The 16577-nt window shown below is 54.9% G+C and carries 14 protein-coding genes, 2 tRNA genes and 1 pseudogene; 8 read left to right on the forward strand and 9 right to left on the reverse strand.

Features of this window, described 5'->3' with window-relative positions; genetic code table 11:
• Positions 1-116: 116 nt before the first annotated feature.
• Positions 117-623 carry a hypothetical protein gene (locus SH410x_RS01810; protein WP_473674096.1) on the reverse strand — a complete coding sequence of 169 codons (507 nt, stop codon included), beginning with the start codon at positions 621-623 and terminating at the stop codon, positions 117-119.
• Between SH410x_RS01810 and SH410x_RS01815 the strand changes: the two genes are divergently transcribed.
• On the forward strand, positions 594-1685 hold the full coding sequence (locus SH410x_RS01815) for an IS630 family transposase (RefSeq protein WP_473674098.1): 1092 nt from the start codon (positions 594-596) through the stop codon (positions 1683-1685). The two genes, SH410x_RS01810 and SH410x_RS01815, sit on opposite strands and share 30 nt — an antisense overlap.
• Positions 1686-3058: 1373 nt before the next feature.
• Here the strand turns inward: SH410x_RS01815 and SH410x_RS01820 are convergent.
• Positions 3059-3319 (reverse strand): hypothetical protein, encoded by a 261-nt coding sequence (locus SH410x_RS01820; RefSeq protein WP_473674099.1) that lies wholly within the window; start codon positions 3317-3319, stop codon positions 3059-3061.
• Between the two features lie 157 nt (positions 3320-3476).
• Complete coding sequence (locus SH410x_RS01825; RefSeq protein ID WP_473670729.1) at positions 3477-3947, reverse strand: hypothetical protein; 471 nt, start codon at positions 3945-3947, stop codon at positions 3477-3479.
• A 1610-nt stretch (positions 3948-5557) separates the two neighbouring features.
• On the opposite strand from SH410x_RS01825, the gene SH410x_RS01830 reads away from it, so the two are divergent.
• Complete coding sequence (locus SH410x_RS01830; protein ID WP_473674100.1) at positions 5558-6457, forward strand: hypothetical protein; 900 nt, start codon at positions 5558-5560, stop codon at positions 6455-6457.
• A gap of 133 nt (positions 6458-6590) precedes the next feature.
• Here SH410x_RS01830 and SH410x_RS01835 read toward each other — a convergent pair whose 3' ends face one another.
• Complete coding sequence (locus SH410x_RS01835) at positions 6591-6815, reverse strand: hypothetical protein (protein WP_146405835.1); 225 nt, start codon at positions 6813-6815, stop codon at positions 6591-6593.
• Between the two features lie 225 nt (positions 6816-7040).
• On the opposite strand from SH410x_RS01835, the gene SH410x_RS01840 reads away from it, so the two are divergent.
• Positions 7041-7238 carry a helix-turn-helix transcriptional regulator gene (locus tag SH410x_RS01840; protein WP_473677224.1) on the forward strand — a complete coding sequence of 66 codons (198 nt, stop codon included), beginning with the start codon at positions 7041-7043 and terminating at the stop codon, positions 7236-7238.
• 89 nt (positions 7239-7327) lie between these two features.
• A complete protein-coding gene (locus tag SH410x_RS01845) occupies positions 7328-7498 on the forward strand; it encodes a hypothetical protein (RefSeq protein ID WP_473668423.1) in 171 nt (56 codons plus the stop codon).
• A gap of 10 nt (positions 7499-7508) precedes the next feature.
• On the opposite strand, the gene SH410x_RS01850 is transcribed toward SH410x_RS01845, so the two are convergent.
• A complete protein-coding gene (locus tag SH410x_RS01850; protein WP_473674102.1) occupies positions 7509-7982 on the reverse strand; it encodes a hypothetical protein in 474 nt (157 codons plus the stop codon).
• A gap of 207 nt (positions 7983-8189) precedes the next feature.
• On the opposite strand from SH410x_RS01850, the pseudogene SH410x_RS01855 reads away from it, so the two are divergent.
• Positions 8190-8699 (forward strand): annotated as a pseudogene (locus SH410x_RS01855) (tyrosine-type recombinase/integrase); the annotation flags it as partial.
• Between the two features lie 279 nt (positions 8700-8978).
• Here SH410x_RS01855 and SH410x_RS01860 read toward each other — a convergent pair.
• Positions 8979-9052, reverse strand: a tRNA-Val gene (locus tag SH410x_RS01860).
• 323 nt (positions 9053-9375) lie between these two features.
• Between SH410x_RS01860 and SH410x_RS01865 the strand changes: the two genes are divergently transcribed.
• Positions 9376-10374 (forward strand): class I SAM-dependent rRNA methyltransferase, encoded by a 999-nt coding sequence (locus SH410x_RS01865; RefSeq protein WP_473674104.1) that lies wholly within the window; start codon positions 9376-9378, stop codon positions 10372-10374.
• A 109-nt stretch (positions 10375-10483) separates the two neighbouring features.
• Here SH410x_RS01865 and SH410x_RS01870 read toward each other — a convergent pair whose 3' ends face one another.
• Both SH410x_RS01870 and SH410x_RS01875 read right to left on the reverse strand, forming a co-directional pair.
• The gene (locus SH410x_RS01870) at positions 10484-10822 is read right to left on the reverse strand and encodes a hypothetical protein (RefSeq protein WP_473674106.1); all 339 of its coding nucleotides are present in this window, start codon (positions 10820-10822) and stop codon (positions 10484-10486) included.
• Between the two features lie 37 nt (positions 10823-10859).
• Positions 10860-12014: a M28 family peptidase gene (locus SH410x_RS01875; RefSeq protein WP_473674108.1), complete on the reverse strand. Its 1155-nt coding sequence runs from the start codon at positions 12012-12014 to the stop codon at positions 10860-10862.
• 148 nt (positions 12015-12162) lie between these two features.
• On the opposite strand from SH410x_RS01875, the gene SH410x_RS01880 reads away from it, so the two are divergent.
• Positions 12163-12237: transfer RNA gene (locus tag SH410x_RS01880), tRNA-Pro, on the forward strand.
• A gap of 81 nt (positions 12238-12318) precedes the next feature.
• Here the strand turns inward: SH410x_RS01880 and SH410x_RS01885 are convergent.
• Positions 12319-12894, reverse strand: a complete 576-nt coding sequence (locus SH410x_RS01885) for a hypothetical protein (protein ID WP_473674110.1) — start codon at positions 12892-12894, stop codon at positions 12319-12321.
• Between the two features lie 68 nt (positions 12895-12962).
• Between SH410x_RS01885 and SH410x_RS01890 the strand changes: the two genes are divergently transcribed.
• Positions 12963-16565, forward strand: coding sequence for a helicase-related protein (locus SH410x_RS01890; protein WP_473674112.1), 3603 nt, complete (start codon positions 12963-12965; stop codon positions 16563-16565).
• The last annotated feature ends 12 nt before the right edge of the window (positions 16566-16577 follow it).

Here is a 16577-nt window from a genome sequence, read left to right on the forward strand (position 1 = left end):
TTGCCATTTCATAACGGATTAGCCCGTAAACGCGAACGCCACCGATCACGCGGCGGCAACGGAAAAATGTGATATTCGAATCCGGTCGACCGTGCCGCTGACGTGCAGTGGGTTGGTTATCCCTTCGGTTTTTCGGCGTACTTACCAATCCGCTCATAAATTTGATTGGCGGCTTCGCTAGTCTGGACATAATCATAAAACAATTTGTCAGGATCGCCACCGTAGCTTACTTGGCGACCGCCGGTAAGCCGAACGTGATTTAACGGTACGTCTGAGTCTTGAATGTCAGAAATCGATACATCCCAGTCGACGTTGATGAGTGATTGAAGTTCCTCGAATGTCCATGCGTAGTGCTCGGGAACCGCAAGACGATCGTATTCGTCATGTAGGTCCTCCCATCCAGTTGGCCATTCCCCCGTAGTGCGAATGTGTTCAATGACGAACACCGCAGTCCAGTCAGACGCGTATGCTTCACGCGGGATACCAATCACCTGTTTGGCAAAGGATAAGCACATCTGGGTAAGTATTTCGGTATAACTGGCAAGCTTTTTGCACCCATGTTGAGTTGGGAATCCTTTCTGATTTGCTAGCAAATGCTCGATGGTCGAGATTGTGCGAAGCATCATGTTTCTCCCTGTTTCACGAACCGGGAGATTCAAATGGCACGCCCCTCTACAAAATTCGCACAAATTGGCTCAGTCGAGCAAAAACAGCAACTGACGGAAATGTGGAAAAGTCATCATTGCCACTATACGCGAGTTCGTGCGCACGCAATCTTACTCAGCGACCAACAGTACGAAATAAGTTCCCTTGTCGATATCTTTGGCGTGGATCGAGATTCGGTATCCAGTTGGATTGACAGATTTTCAGAAGGCGGCCCCGACGCACTTGAAGACTCCGAGCATCCCGGTGCGCCGCCGATACTCAACGCCTCAGAGCAGCAAACTCTCCGGCGACTACTTCGAAAATACCCGAATCGACCAGCCAAGGTGCTGAAAGAGCTGAAAGAAAAAACCGGCAAGGAAATCAAGCGACCCACTCTGCGAGAATACGCGAGGCGGTTTCGGCTGAGTTGGAAACGTTATCGTCGAAGTTTGCGGCAAAAACGGGATGAAAAGAAATTTCAATTGGCCAAGGAAGAGCTAGCCGAGTTTCTCGAAGAACCGGATTTGAACGTTGTTTACTTTGACGAGGCGGGTTTCTCGCTCAAAGGAGTTGTTCCCTACGGATGGCAACCGATCGGTCGACGCTACGAAATACCCGTAACCGGGGCACACGGCAGCAACGTTCAAGCGATTGGGTTTCAGGGTCAAGACGGTGAAACCCACACCTATCTCCACAAAGGCTACGTGAACAGCGAAATGGTGATTGCAATTTTCGATGATTATTGCCAAACAATCGACGGTCCAACTGTTGTGGTCCTTGACAATGCCTCAGTCCACACGAGCGGAGCATTTCAAACTCGCATGGAAGACTGGGCAGAGAAAGGACTCTACATCTACCATCTGCCGCCATACAGTCCAGAGCTGAATGCAATTGAAATGCTTTGGAAAAAACTCAAGTACCAACTGCTCCCCGCTGGCGCCTGGGAGCGCTTCAGTACACTGCTAAACACACTTACGAAAACACTCAATGAGTTTGGAGAAGTGTCGTATATGCCTACGCTTTTTAATTATGCCGAATAAATTCACCCGACGTGCTTAACGCTTCAGCGATACCGAGGACGGCAAGTACGCAGACAGACAAGGAAACGACGGTAATCAAAAGGCGTCGCATGGAACGTCGGATCGAGTAACCCTCGCTAGCGAACGGCGGAAAACACGTGCAAGCCGACCAATAAACACGACTCCCGTCCTCGCGTGCATTTCACTGGTTACGCGATTCCGCAAATTGTGCAACCGATCGAATTTCAGCAGTAGTCAAAACGTCGAAAGTAGGAAGCAAAGCAGAATTATTATGGCGACAGCGACCAGGATCCACCGTGGTATTCCAAGCGTGGTTGACTGGCGCCCATGTCTCGTTGATGGCGAAAACTCCCAAGCTTCGCCCTCGAAATTGATACCACAGTCTTCGCATTTAATTGCGTGCATGAAGATTCGTTTGCCACACTTTGGGCATCGCACTCGGGTGTCCGCATCCGCAGTTTCTCGGTGTTGATTGAAATTCAGTACGGGGGGATCGTCGTCCATCATGATGTGCAATATTAATTCGCCGTGACCAGTCGTTCAAATGCAGGCACAAGCTTGTACGAGTAACGGTCGCTTTCAGGTGACGGGCGAGTGACATGCAAAATTTCAAGAACAGGCGTCGTCGCCCGCTCGCGTGCGATTCTCTCGTTATGCGATTACAACGGGCCGAGTCTAGTATTCACTCGGCAGCTAGCGGCCGCATTTGCGCACCACGGAAAGTAAGTGTATCGCCCAGATTGCAAGTGTTCCACCAGCGAAGCCGAATGAATCGGCGAAGAACGGTAGTGTCCGGAATCGGTCTGTCACCGAACCATTTTTGTCAACGACGTCAAGCAGGCGAGGCAGGCAAAAGATCGCAATGCCGGCAATAAGCATTGAGTACAGATGCCGAGTAAGCAGCGATCGGTTGAATACCGAAGGCGAATCGCTCGCGTTGTTTGTCGAGGAGGGTTGATACGGGTTCAAGATGGGAATTCAGTCGGATGACGAGGTAACTATCCCCGGTTGGGCCAAGGACAAGAACGAGAGAAAAGCGTGACCGCCGGTTGCACCTTCGGCTGCTTCGGTGACAGGTGAGGTACTCTCGCCGATTCGACGGGGACTTATCACTGGTGCCCCCCGTCTGTCTTGGATTTAGCATGACAAGTTTAGGGTCCGATTGCAAGCAGAATCCAGCGGCACAGGTAGCGAGGGGCGAGCAGGCGCCCGCGTGCACGAGCATCATTTAGAGAGTAGGGGACTCAACCGTCGCGTCGATTAGAAGTTAAGTCCACGCTGAAAATTCGCCGTCTTCGCGATTAGCTGAAACCTCATTGAGCTCGGAGAAGTCTGGGCTCCATGGGTACCTTCGTGGGTCAACGCATGCGGCGTTAGAACAGAGCTTCAGGTGATACGTTGGGCATCAGCTTGGCAGCCAGTTCCGCAATCTCAGCATCCATTAGACGCTGCAGCTTCCATCTGCGTACTAGGCTTGCGGCGTTCCATTCGTCTGCGTACTTCGCCTCAACAAGTCGCCGGGCGTCTGAATCAACTCCTGCGGCGACGTTCGAGTAACCATTGGCGACAATCCCCGAGCGGCAAGCAATCGTCGTTCTGCGAGACGTTGGATCGTTGCCTGAATGTTTGAGCATCATTAGTCTCTGCCATAGGATCAGTGGGATTTTGTACATTTTGCGGCAGCACAACGTTGAGGTTAGGGATCAGGCCAAGCATCAGGGAGTTCCGAGTGAAAAACGTGAGAATCGATTTCGCTGAACAGCGTTGGCCGTCATTGGCCCCCGCGACCGGTCAGCCGTTTGGAAACGCGTTGTCGACGGTTGCGGGTTCGTCGCTTGGTTCATTGGCTTTCAGGCGATCCAAGTACTGGTAGATCATACCATTAGGGTCACCCCAGTATGCGTGCAAAGGCGAACCATCTGGCCTCGTCACGGGCGTTGGGTTCTGAGGATTTGCGGTGTCAAATGACCAGTCGATCTTGATCGTACGTCTCATCCGTCCCATGTAGTCGGGCTCCTCGGGGTGGCGTCCCCGCAAGAACAACTCAGGTTCACTTTCAATGGCGGACTGAAAGTCATCCCAGCTGTTGGGCCAGTCGTTGTTGCGGGAACGCATGTACCAAAGCAGCATGTCACCGGCATCCCACGCAGCATAAGCCTCAGGAATATGCCACCACACGTAGGCAACCCGGCCAACGAACCCGGCACAAAGGGAGAGGATGAACAGTCCAGCGATCAACCATGGCCGTTTGAAAATGTTCATGCACAGACCTCTTCATCCGATGAACTCGTTTCTCAGCGGTCGGCCCGGTGAGAAAGGAAACTATCCGCGTTCGCAAGGCTTTTCTCAGCCGCTCGTGAGATATTCTCGCTGGTGCCTGACCCCCGGTCAACAACAACGGGGAAAGCACTCCTTGAGGAAGGGACGCTGGGTGAACCAGACGGTCTGGGGCCTGCTTCTGAATGGTAGGAGTGGGCTTACCCGGGAGGGTCGCGACGAGCACATCAACGCTGCCGGAGAGATTCTTGAACCGGAGCGTCAAAATCCGGATTTTAAACTCGTTCTCGGGCATTGCCTCTGATCGGAGGCAACAATGCCGGTCTGGATCGCTGGCAAACCGCTCCATGTCGATTCTCGTCAAAGGAGCCCAGCGAAGCGATTGAGTTTCGGTTCAGAGTGGACAGCCATGCTGGTGAAAGAGCGGATCGAGGAAGCGAAACCGGAACTGGTGTCTATTCTCCTCAAGGACGCCGACACACCCGGCACGGTCGCTCGGCTGGAATCCCCAGGCCGCGGTTACGACAGAGGTTGTCATCACCCGAAAGCTCTATCGTGGCATCCACACCGATCAAGTTGTTCAGGATCTACTGGGCCACCAGTTCCCAGAGATGATCGATGTCCCAAGCCGCTGGCGAGACGAAGCGGTGGTGATCAGAGAAATGCCCGTTGCCACCGGAGTCGCTGGAAATAATCAGATCGGCGACATGGCGATGTCAGACTGAAAGAATCCAGCCCGTCATCAACGGGCGAAATGTTTCGAAGCTGGCTTTACTAGTGAAAGCTGGGGAGAACGTGTGAAGCAGCGTCTCGAACGAACGAGTAAGTCCATGATGGGCGGATTACCATCATTTTCCCTACGTTTTCGTGTGATGGACGAGTGTCGGGTGCGATCGCGCGGAAGGCAATCATCGGAGCAGAATCCTTAACTTGCCCTACATCGCCTCGCCGAAACTATACAAATCCGGAGGATCTTATTTACGCATTTTGGCAATACCCTGCTCGCTAATCAACCTGGCCAACCACTTTGATGCCGAAACCAGACAGGTTCGACCGGGTCGATGGCCGCTTTTAGGACTTAGCGACTGTCTTTGGCAGCCACTGTAAAAACACTTTCTGAACATTGTCGCCACGACTGCCAGGCGTTCGGGGCGTGCTTGTCGGTAAGTTCGGTCATGGGATCGCTGGCTGGTTCTGCATCTTCAAAGGAAAGGTCGCGAAGGTGCATGCCAGACATCCACTGCCAACTCGATCAGCATGTCTTGCTGATCATCAATGCCTTTCGCATCCCAACGGTCAAGTGACTGCACCTTTTGTTGATACGATTGATGCTGGAGGATTTTTCGATGACCTTTAACTCAACAATGCTACTTGCCGGGTAGCCTTGGCATTTCCGGCACTCGACCGGAGTCACCAATTTTCGACAACTATCGAATCTTGACTCTAGCACTTAAATTGGCGTTCACTAAACACCGCGCGTGCGGTACAATGTTAAGTGAGTAGATTTTGTATGACCGGGAACTTTAAAGGGTGTAGTCTACGTGGCATGGGAGAAGCGCCAAAGCGGTCGGAAGTACTTTTATCTTTGCCGACGCATGCCGGATGGCCGAGTTCATAAACAGTACTTGGGCAAGGGACTGCGGGCTGAGATGGAATCGCTGCGTTTGGAGTCGAAGGCTTTTCAAAAGCAAATTGACTCGCAGCTTCGAGAGAGAATTGTTGAGCTCGAGGCGATGGCAGAGGATTACGCGAGCTCAACGCGATTACTCTTGGACGCCCACCTTTATGCGACCGGATACCACAACCCAAAAAGCCGAGGATGGCGAAAGCGACGGAGCGTTCAGATGAACAAGTCTGCAGAGTGCGAGAATCAGGAGCAGGGAGACAGCGATCTGGAACCAGGTGAATGGGTTTCCGAACAAGTCACTCTGGATGAAGTGGTCCGCCGGTGTCGTAACGGTGATCAAGACGCGTTAGTCACGCTTCGCCGAGCGACGCAGGAGCATCCAGATCTTTTCAGCCAACATGGTCACATCGCAGCAAAGGTTCAAACGGAATGGATTCGCGCCCTGTCTGGCCATGATTTGTTCGAGCGAGAGGTGATGCTCAACAGGACCCGAGAGCTTCGGCAAGGATTGATCGAAGAAGGCACCGGCAGCTATCTGGAGCGACTGATGGTCGACCATGTGGTTGCCACGCATCTTGAACAGGGCTTTCATGGCCTGATAGAGGCGAGGTGCGTCGGTAAAGGCACTGAGTTGCCCAAGTTCGAGATTGAAGCGTCACAGCGTTCTGCTCGCCGCCATGAGAAGGCTCTCGCGGCTTTGACCACGATCCGTGCTCTTGCCCCGCGAATGGAGTCGCACGCGGAGCTGGTCAGGGAGGAACCCGCTGAAGAAGCGGCTTGCGAGCAATCCACATCTCATGCTTATGCTGAGAACAACCGTATGACAGCCGTTTTCGATAGGACGCGACATCCGGTTCCATTGAACTGATCAAGCCGCGGGCAGCCACTGCGACACCTGGTTTTGAGCACGCCTGGCTAGATGCGAAGCGTTCAAGCCTCGGGCCAATCACGACCGTTACCGGTCTGAAGGCAATCGAGCATTGGCTTTTCACTTTGCTCGATCATTCCTCCGTCGGTCGGAATGGCTTTCGAGCGAGTTCACGTTGATAATAGGATCTCACCGCTTGGTTGGCGTATGTCACAGCGGCATTGCGCAAGAACTCCGCGATCGTTATTTCGAGCTCTGCAGCAGCCATTTTTACGAGCTTGTGCTCGTCTGGCCCCAACTGAACCTTCAGGGTTACCTCTTTGCTCGTCGTCTTCTTGGCGGCTTTTTTAGGGGGCATCTCGCACCTCGATTCTTAGATACCAAATTTAATTTTTCCGAAAGGTCCATCAGGACCCTTTTGACTATTAATTCCTACGGTATACTTTGGATTGTCGATGGTCAATGCTGAGCCAGCGTTGATTTCACGTTCCGAATCGCAAGCTCAAGGATGGAGTTGTTCACCACTTTTCCCGGGGTTTTCAACATGCCTACGTCAGGTCATCAAACTGACGCCGCTCGACTCATGTCAGTCGATGCAGTGGCCGCCATGCTGGCAATTTCTACTCGACACGTTTACCGACTCGCCGATTCCGGTCGAATGCCGCGACCGGTGAAGCTCGGCGGCTCCAATCGCTGGGATCGTGACGTCGTCGAAAACTGGATCAGGGAAGGCTGTCCTGTCGTTCGTTCTGTGAAGCACCCTCGGCGACGAGGAGCGTAAAAGCGTTTCCAGAGACTCGAGTTAAACCGGCAGCCGCCGAGCAAGGGACGGCTCTGCAGCCCGGTACTTTTCTTTCCAATTCAAAACTCGTGCGTACGATAGCGGTGCTCTCAGGGCGACTGGCCAATCCAGTCACAGGGCAAGACGCACGAATTGATCAATTAAGAGGGGATATGCCCAATGGCATCCGTCAAACGAAAAACCGTTACGCGATCGCTGCCCAGCGGTGCTACGATCACGACAAAGAAACGCCCAGCTAACAAGAAAGAGCTAGAGCAGGATCCATCGACGACGACGATCATCGAAGAAATCGCTACCTGGAAGGATCGCAACGGCAAGAAGCGAATAGGAACGGTCGTCGTCGACAAGCGGGGTAAGCAACGCGTAAGAACCAAATCGGAGACCTACTACGCCAAATACCGCGACGGCGACGGCATCGTCAAGGAAGTCGCGACTGGGTGCCGGGACAAACAAGCGGCACAAGCCCGATTGGCGGAATTGGTGGCCGTGTCTGAGAAGGTACGAGGCGGTTCGCTCACTATGCGGGATGTGCAAATCGGCGATCACAGTAAGACACTGCTTGCCGATCACGTTTCCGACTACATCGCCGATCTGAAATCGCGGGGAGTGAATGCTGATCGGATCAAAACCAGCGAAACGCGATTGAAGGCGGCGTGTGCAGGCTGCGGGTTCCGATGGCTGGGAGACTTGAATGCGGAGGCGTTGCGAAAGTGGTTGCGTCAAGAAAAGGGAATATCGGCTGCGACGTACAATTGGCATGCGACGTTGTGGACGGCATTCGGGAACTGGCTGACCGGTATTCGCTTGGAGGGGAAGCGGCCTTCACAAACGGGCGAGCGTCGCTTGGCGTCAAATCCGTTCGACGGATTTGGTAAACGTGACGAAAAATCCGACCGGCGGCGGGTTGCTCGTGCCTTGTCACTTGACGAGATGCGGCAGCTACTTGCCACCGCCCAGCGTCGTCCCTTGCAAGAAGCATTGACCGTGCGACGAGGCAAAAATAAGGGGAATCAGGTTGCAAGCGTCTCTGACGCCAGGCGGGCGGAATTAGATCGCCTGGGGACCGAGCGAGCGTTGATTTACAAAACGCTGATTTTGACGGGGCTACGGGCGAACGAACTGCGGACGCTTCGAGTTGGCGATCTGAGCTTCGGAGATGTTCCGTTCCTGGTTCTGCGAGCGAGCAATGAGAAGAACCGCAAGGGTTCTACCATCCCCATCAAGAGCGACCTTGCCGCCGACTTGAGAGTATGGAGCGAGGGCAAGACATCGAGCGAGCTCGTTTTCAACGTCCCGACCGGGTTGCTTCGGATACTCAACCGAGATCTGATCGCCGCCGGGATCGACAAGATGGACGAGAACGAAGGCCGGATTCACCTGCACGCGATGCGGCACTCAACTGGCACACACCTGTCGGCGGCGGGCGTCTCGCCTCGCACCGCCCAAGCTGTGATGCGGCACAGCGACATCGCGTTAACGATGAACACGTACACCGACGAAAAGTTACTGCAAACATCGGCGGCAGTCGAGTTGCTGCCGGAGCTTCCGGTTAACACCAAGAGAACCGAGGCCGAAAGTTTCGTTGCCCCAGCGGTTGCCCCAGCTTCGTACAAAAGGAGTCAAAACGGGTCAAAATCTGACAAGATGGGAGTTTTATCCGATTCGGCAGGAACACCAAAAAACCCCGAAAAACACAGTGTTTTACGGGGTTCTGAGGAGTGGGCGATACAGAACTCGAATCTGTGGCCTCTGCCGTGTGAAAGCAGCGCTCTAACCAACTGAGCTAATCGCCCGTATGTGTGACATACGGTGGTTTCAGTGCTCCACTTCGTGTGGGCGGCTGCCAGGAACTCGCTCTTGGGATGCATGCTCCTGGCTCTGAAGTGGGCATGATAATGCTCTTGTGACGTGGCTGCAAGATCCGGTTGGTGGGCTCAATAGGTGGGGCGATGGCGCTCCGGTCGTGCTGGTGAACCGATTGCGTGGCGGGCAGTTCGCAAGCAGCGGGGCGGGTGGGGTGCCGTCGGTCTGCTGGGTTGGAACGGAGCCTATCCCGGTTGTCTCGAAATTCCACTATCCTAGTGCTTTTCCCAGGTTCTGATTTCTAGGTTTTGCTTTGTCCCGCCGCTACCAACTGATCGACTTTGGCAACGGGCGCAAGCTCGAGTCGCTCGCCGGACGACTGGTTGACCGGCCCAGTCCGGCAGCCGAGAACCTCTTGCCACGTCAGCCCACAGCCTGGAAAAATGCTGAAAGCCGATACGATGCGGCATCCCATTGCTGGTCCCATCGCACGGCCTGGCCGGAGCGACTGGCGATTGAGGTATCCGATCCGACTCGGCCCGAAGCGGCGGTGCTCCGGATGCCGGTCCAGCCGACGCCCTTTGGGCACATCGGTGTCTTTCCCGAGCAGATGGAAAATTGGCAATGGTTGATGCGAACGGCCCCGGCGGAGGAACTGCCCAGCTCGCCTCGCAGTCGTCAACGGCATGCACTGAATCTGTTCGCGTACACGGGGGCCTCGACCATGGCGATGGCGAGCAGCGGCATGTCGGTCGCACATGTTGATGCCGCCAAGCCCAACGTGGAGGCAGCCAAACGCATGGCCAGCACCAACGGACTGCGGGACGCTCCCGTTCGCTATCTCGTCGATGATGCCGCCGCATTCGTGCAGCGAGAAATCCGACGCGGCAACCGCTATCACACGATTGTCTTGGATCCGCCCGCGTACGGTCATGGCCCCAAGAGCAAACGCAACCCCACCTCCGCGGACAAACGGCCTGCCAAGCAAGCACAGGCGTGGCGGATAGGCCGCGACTTTCCCGATCTGCTCAAGAGCTGCTTCGAGCTGATTTCTGGACGAGCATTTCGCCTGTTGGTTACCGGCCACTCCGCCGAGATGGACCAAGCCGATGTGCTCGATCTCATCCACCGAAACCTCAGCCACCGCCGCATCGGCCGCTTGCAGCCGCACATCGAAGCCGGCCGGATGACGCTCGCCGATCCCGCCAACCGCAAGCTCGACGCTGGCTTCTACGTCCGCTGCCTCCTCACCCCGAACCCCGAACCCCGAACCCCGAACCCCGAACCCCGAACCCCGAACCCTGAACCCTGAACCCTGAACCCTGAACCCTGAACCCTGAACCCTGAACCCTGAACCCTGAACCCTGAACCCTGAACCCTGAACCCTGAACCCTGAACCCTGAACCCTGAACCCTGAACCCTCACCTTCCCTTTTTGCGGTGGCGGTGGTGCAGCATCGTGCGAGCGACGTCGAGGACCGCAAGGGCGACGATAGTGCAGAGCACCATCATGGCGCTCATCCAGCAGCCGATCCACAGCGTCCGACGGTCTGGGGTCGCCAGCGTCGCCCCGAGAACCAACACCCCACACACGAAGAACATGGTGTTGACTCGGCGTCGTGAACGCGAGCGTCGGCGGAGATAGACTTCGTCGTCCGGATCATCGCACGCGTCATGGGGCCATCCGATCTGCTCGGACCGGAACAGCCAAACCGAAAAGAACAGCAAGGTGACTGCGAGGATCAATCCGCCGGCAAACATGAGCTCGTTTTCCCAACCACAAAAGAAAGCTGAAACACTATTCGCCGGTTTCCGATTGCGCGACGATCCACTGATGGACCACCCACGTTACCGCAGCCAGGCTCAGCCCGCTACACTTATCAGCCGTATCCTCGGTGGTATGCCAGTACTGGGGGGCGCGGAAACCCGGCCGCGGATAATCGAAATCGATCAAGTCGGTTGTCGGGATTTTTGCAATTTGATTGAGCGGCAAGTGGTCGTCGCGAAGCTCTTGCATTCGCGTGCGGGGCACGAAAGCCGTCACACCCAGTTTTGCCGCCGTCCGCCAGATCGACTTGGTCACGTCTTTGGCATACCGCAAGCTGGCCCTGTCGTAGAGTAGCTGCAGCTCGCGATCGCCGACCATGTCGAGCAGCACGCCGGCGCGGTACGGCACCGGCGGTGGCGACATCAGGTATTGCTGGGCGAAATGGATCGACCCCAAGAAATAGTCGTCCGCCCCTTCGGCGAAAACGAATTCTTCGGCATCGAATAGCACCACGTCGACACCGACGTCCTGGGGCAAGTCCGCGAATTGGTGGCTCATTTCCATCAACGCCGCCACGCCGCTGGCCCCGTCGTTGGCCCCGACGAACACGCCCTTGGGATCCTTGCGATCTTGATCCGGAAACGGTCGGGTGTCGTAGTGGGCACACAGCAGGAAGCGGATGGGCCGCTCGGGGAACCAAGCCGCGACCAGATTTGCCATGTCGACGCCTTCGCCGGTCAGCGGATGGCGGATTTTTGTCTTTTGCAGCGAGACGTCTGCCCCCTGTTGGGTGAAGAATTCGGTGAGAAATGCCTGTTGCCTGAGCATCGCCGCGCTACCGGTGGGGCGCGGTCCCATGTCCACGATCGCCCGCAGATAGCCGATCGCTCGGTCGGGGGAATAGCTCGGCGGAATCGGGCGCGCGCTCAGCTCAGAGGCTCGCTCGGGCCCGTCAGCGAAGCGTCCCAGGAAGTAAACCGCGAATCCGGCACCAATGGCGAGCCCGATGACGAACAGGGGCCAGTACCGCCGCAACCGCCCGGCAAACGTCCCCCGCCGTCCGCCGCCTGCCAGTCGCTCGGGGGGGGCTGCCGGCGGAGGCTGCTGGGACGAGACTGGGGGAGTCGGCCGGCTATTTTTAAGGGATTTTTTTTGTCGCAAGTGCGTCTGATCCGAAACCGTCATCAAGAAAATCCGTTGTTTTCCGCGAATGAAATCACTTCCCGACGCCTCGTCCGGCAGCCCAGTATCACCCTAGCGAAAGTCGGACGCTTGCGGTAGAGTTTGTCTTCCTAAAAGATGGGTTCGTTTACCGCATCGGTCTTTTGGGATACGGGATGTGGCTCAGCCTGGTTAGAGCGCTGCACTGGGGGTGCAGAGGTCGCAAGTTCGAATCTTGTCATCCCGATCAACGATAAACCCCGGAAAACACGTGCTTTTCGGGGTTTTTTCGTGCTCTGACGACTGCCGTTTTATCTTGCCTATCTTGTCAGATTTTGACCCGTTTTGACTCCTTTTGTGCGAAGCTGGGGCAACCGCTGGGGCAACGAAACTTTCGGCCTCGGTTCTCTTGGTGCCAATCGGAAGCTCCGGCAGCAACTCGACTGCCGCCGATGTTTGCAGCAACTTTTCGTCGGTGTACGTGTTCATCGTTAACGCGATGTCGCTGTGCCGCATGACAGCCTGGGCGGTGCGAGGCGAGACGCCTGCCGCCGACAGGTGAGTGCCGCATCGCGTGCAGGTGAATCCGGCCTTCGTTCTCGTCCATCTTGTCGATGTCGGCAGCAACCAGGTCTCGGTTGAGTATCCGAAGCAAGCCGGTCGGGACGTTGAAAACGAGATCGCTCGATGTCTTGCCCTCGCTCCATACCCTCAAGTCGGCGGCAAGGTCGCTCTTAATGGGGACGGTGGCTATCGCCGCCGATGCCAACATGAGTCTCGAAGAGACGCTCGCTATCCATCGCACGCTTGGAAACATGGGCATCCAGGGCTCGTCGGCTGGTAGTGCCACGCGCCGGCTGCTGACGATCAGTGCCGCAGAATCCGATGCACGGCTGACTACCATATTTCCGTCTGGTAGAATAAGAACAATCGTCGACAATCGCCGCGTTTTCTACCATTGTTTTTTGCTTCATGAACGAACTTCTCCATCTATCAACCAGAGCGTTCGCGGGTTTCTTGTCGATTAGTTTGCCGCAGCTCGGTGAAAATTGGTGGCAGAAGTTTGTGGTTAGTGCGCTGAGTTTCCAGCAACAGCGAATGGTCTCGGAAAAACGCGTTAACGATCTGAAACAGTTTGACTTTGCAGCGTTGGTAAGACTCGTCGATCAGAATTGGTACGAACTTTCACGATCGCTCAATTTGCCGCGTGAAGGTCGTAGTTGGATTAAAGAACTTCAAACCATTCGGAACCGATGGGCGCACCTTTCGTCGGAGGCTGTGTCCGCGAGCGATCGTTATCGAGATGCGGATACGCTGGACCGAGTTCTCGCAATGCTGGACGCCGACGGCATCTTGCGTGGAGAAGTCGAGAAATATAAGAACAAGGCGATTGCTGAAATGTCGTCGCTGAACTCAACCGACGAAACAAGTCCAAGTTCAAATCATAGTGGTTCGATCGATGTCCCCAGTTCAACCTCAGTTGCCGAACCGGATGTTGAGCCAGAGGAAACGACAAACTCTTTTCGCGTAGGCGATATCGTTGCACTACGGTCAGATTGCTCGGTATTGGTTCCCATTATTGGCATCGACAGGAGCGGACGTGAAGTTCGATACACCGTGTTCCACGAGGGAACATCGACTCAGTACTACGAAAGCCAGCTAACGGCAGATCAGCAATCCAGTGCGGAATCCAGTTCATTGACTGCGAAGGATCTGCACGCCTATTTGACAAGTCTGATTCTGCTTTCGCCCTCATCGACGAAGCTGTTCTCTTTGCGCAGCGGGCGAGTGCAATTCGTTCCGTATCAGTATCGGCCAGTCTTAAAATTGATCCGCGCTGATCGTCCTCGATTGTTGATTGCTGATGAAGTCGGTGTCGGCAAGACGATCGAAGCGGGGTTGATTATCAAGGAACTGAAATCGCGGATGGACATTTCATCCGTGCTCATCATTTGCCCGAAGGCACTGGTTGCCGAACGCAAATGGCTCTTGGAGATGAAACGATTTGATGAACAGTTCACCGCTCTGGACGGACCAACACTTCGACATTGTATTCAGGAAACAGATCTCGACGGCGAGTGGCCGCAGCAATACGAGAAGGCGATTGTCCCGTTCTCGTTGTTTGACTCAAACTTGCTGTTCGGAAGTGAGGGGAAGAGTCGCAGGGCAAAAGAAGGCTTACTTTCCCTCGATCCACCACCAAAATTCGATTTAGTGATTGTTGACGAAGCTCACCATTTGCGAAATCCGCAAACGTTCTTGCACCAAGGGGTTCGCTACTTTTGCGAGAACGCCGAAGCTGTCGTTTTCTTGTCGGCGACCCCCGTGCAGCTCGGCAGCGAAGATCTGTTCACCCTGCTAAACGTCTTGCGTCCGGATTTGGTTATCGACCATGCCAGTTTCAATCAGATGGCCGCGCCCAATAAACCGATTAACGCGGCGGTAAGTGAGTGCCGTACCGCAGGAGATGGCTGGCAAGGCCGAGCAGTTGATCATTTGCAGGAAGCCGCTGAGACCCAATGGGGCAAGCTGTTCCTTCGCGAGTCGCCTGCATTTCAATCTGCGTTCGACCTACTTCGCAGCAACGAAATCCCAGACCATGATCGCGTCGCGGTCACTCGGACGATCGAGGAACTCTACACATTCAGTTCGCTTATCAATCGAACCCGGCGGCGTGACATCGGCGAGTTCACGGTACGAACGCCTGAAACGCTCAATGCCCCGTTCACCGTCGGGCAACAGGAGCTTCATGACAAGTTATTGGAAACGATCGCGAACATTCTGTCCGCGTCACATGGTCAGCAGAATGTCAAGTTCATGATGACTACCGTTCGCCGACAAGCGGCGAGCTGTTTGTACGGACTCAAACCGCTCTTGAGCGACATCCTTCGAGGAAAGCTGAGAGACTTGGAGATTACGGACGAATCGGGTGAAATTCCAAGTGCGCTTGAGCCTGCGCTATTGTCTCAAATCAAAGCGAGCGTCGATGAGATCATTTCGCTGGCCGAGAATCTCGATCCCGATGATAGAAAAGCCGACGAGTTACTCCGAGTACTCCGCGACAAGGGCAAGATGCCCAACAACAAATCACTCCTATTCACCACGTTTAGGCATACGCTGAGCTATCTCGCTGGCCGCTGTGAACACGAGGGATTGCGGTTCGGCGTGATCCACGGCGGCATACCTGACGAGGAACGTGCTGATCTTCGCAAGCGATTTTCCTTTGACAAAGAGCGTGATGATGCGATTGACGTTCTTCTTTCGTCGGAAGTGGGATGCGAAGGTTTGGATTTCCAGTTCTGTGACTTGCTCGTCAATTATGACTTACCCTGGAATCCAATGCGGATCGAGCAACGAATCGGTCGCATCGACCGCTATGGGCAAAAGAGCAATTCCGTTGCAATTGTCAACTTGATCACTCCGGGAACAGTGGACGCTGAGATCTATGAGCGATGCTTGCTTCGCATCGGCGTGTTCAACCACTCGGTCGGCGGCAGTGAAGAAATACTCGGCGAGATCACCGGCCAATTGCGAAGTATCGAAGAGAGCTTCGCATTGACGCCTGAGCAGCGCGAGAGGCAGTTGGCGCAGTTGTCCGATAACGGTATTCGGCGGATCCAAGAAGAGCAAACCTTGGAATCGAAGCAAGCCGAGCTATTCGGTTTGAATGTACCGAACCAAACGTGGGAACAGGAGATTGAGGAGGCTGAGTCGTTCTGGCTTTCTGCGGAATCGTTGCAGAAGACGGTAGAGGCCTACCTTGCCAGTAAAATCGATTCGTGTGGAGAATACGTCTTGGGCGAGAAACCGCTCAAGACGCTTCGACTCAATCAAGAAGCTCGCGCCGTACTGCTCGACGCTCTTCGTAAGTTCCCGCGTTCAACCGAGCCAGTTTGGCGACACTGGGAAAAATGGCTCAAAGGTGACTTGCCAACGCTGTCAATCACATTCGACCAAAAAACAGCCGCCGAAAATGACCGGGCGACCTATCTTAACGTACTACATCCGCTTGTGCGGCAAGCCGCCGAAGCATTGCAGCGGAATGGGATGCTGACGGTTAGCCTGGAAATCGTCGATAACACACTCGTTCCGGGAGAGTACGCATTCGCGGTCCATCAATGGCGGAACACCGGTGTGAAGCCAGACGAAACACTGGTCGCGATTTGTGATTCGCCAGAGGTCGAGGCTCAACTGATGACGTTGCTTCAGACTGCGTCTGATTCAGCCAAAGGCAGGAGCCTGGAAGCCGAACAGATTAAACGATTGGACGCTCGCCATCACGCGAAGTGGAGCGACGCTCGTGCCGAACACATCGCTCGCAACGTTGAGTTGGTCCAGCATCGGATTCAGAGCTTACTAGCCAGCGGTAGAGCACGCTGCCAATTACTCGAAGATCAAATCAACGCTGCCACGAATGACAAAATCACACTGATGAAGCAACGAGAACTTGCGTCGGCGCAGCGAGACGGTAAACGTCGACTTGAGGAGTTGGAAAAGTCTTCTGGAACTGCGGATATCCATGCGAAACAAGTTGTCGTTGGACGGTTGCATATCGTAAATGCGAAGGGGCAGTGAGAGTGCATTTTA

The sequence above is a fragment of the Rhodopirellula sp. SH410 genome (assembly GCF_055811895.1).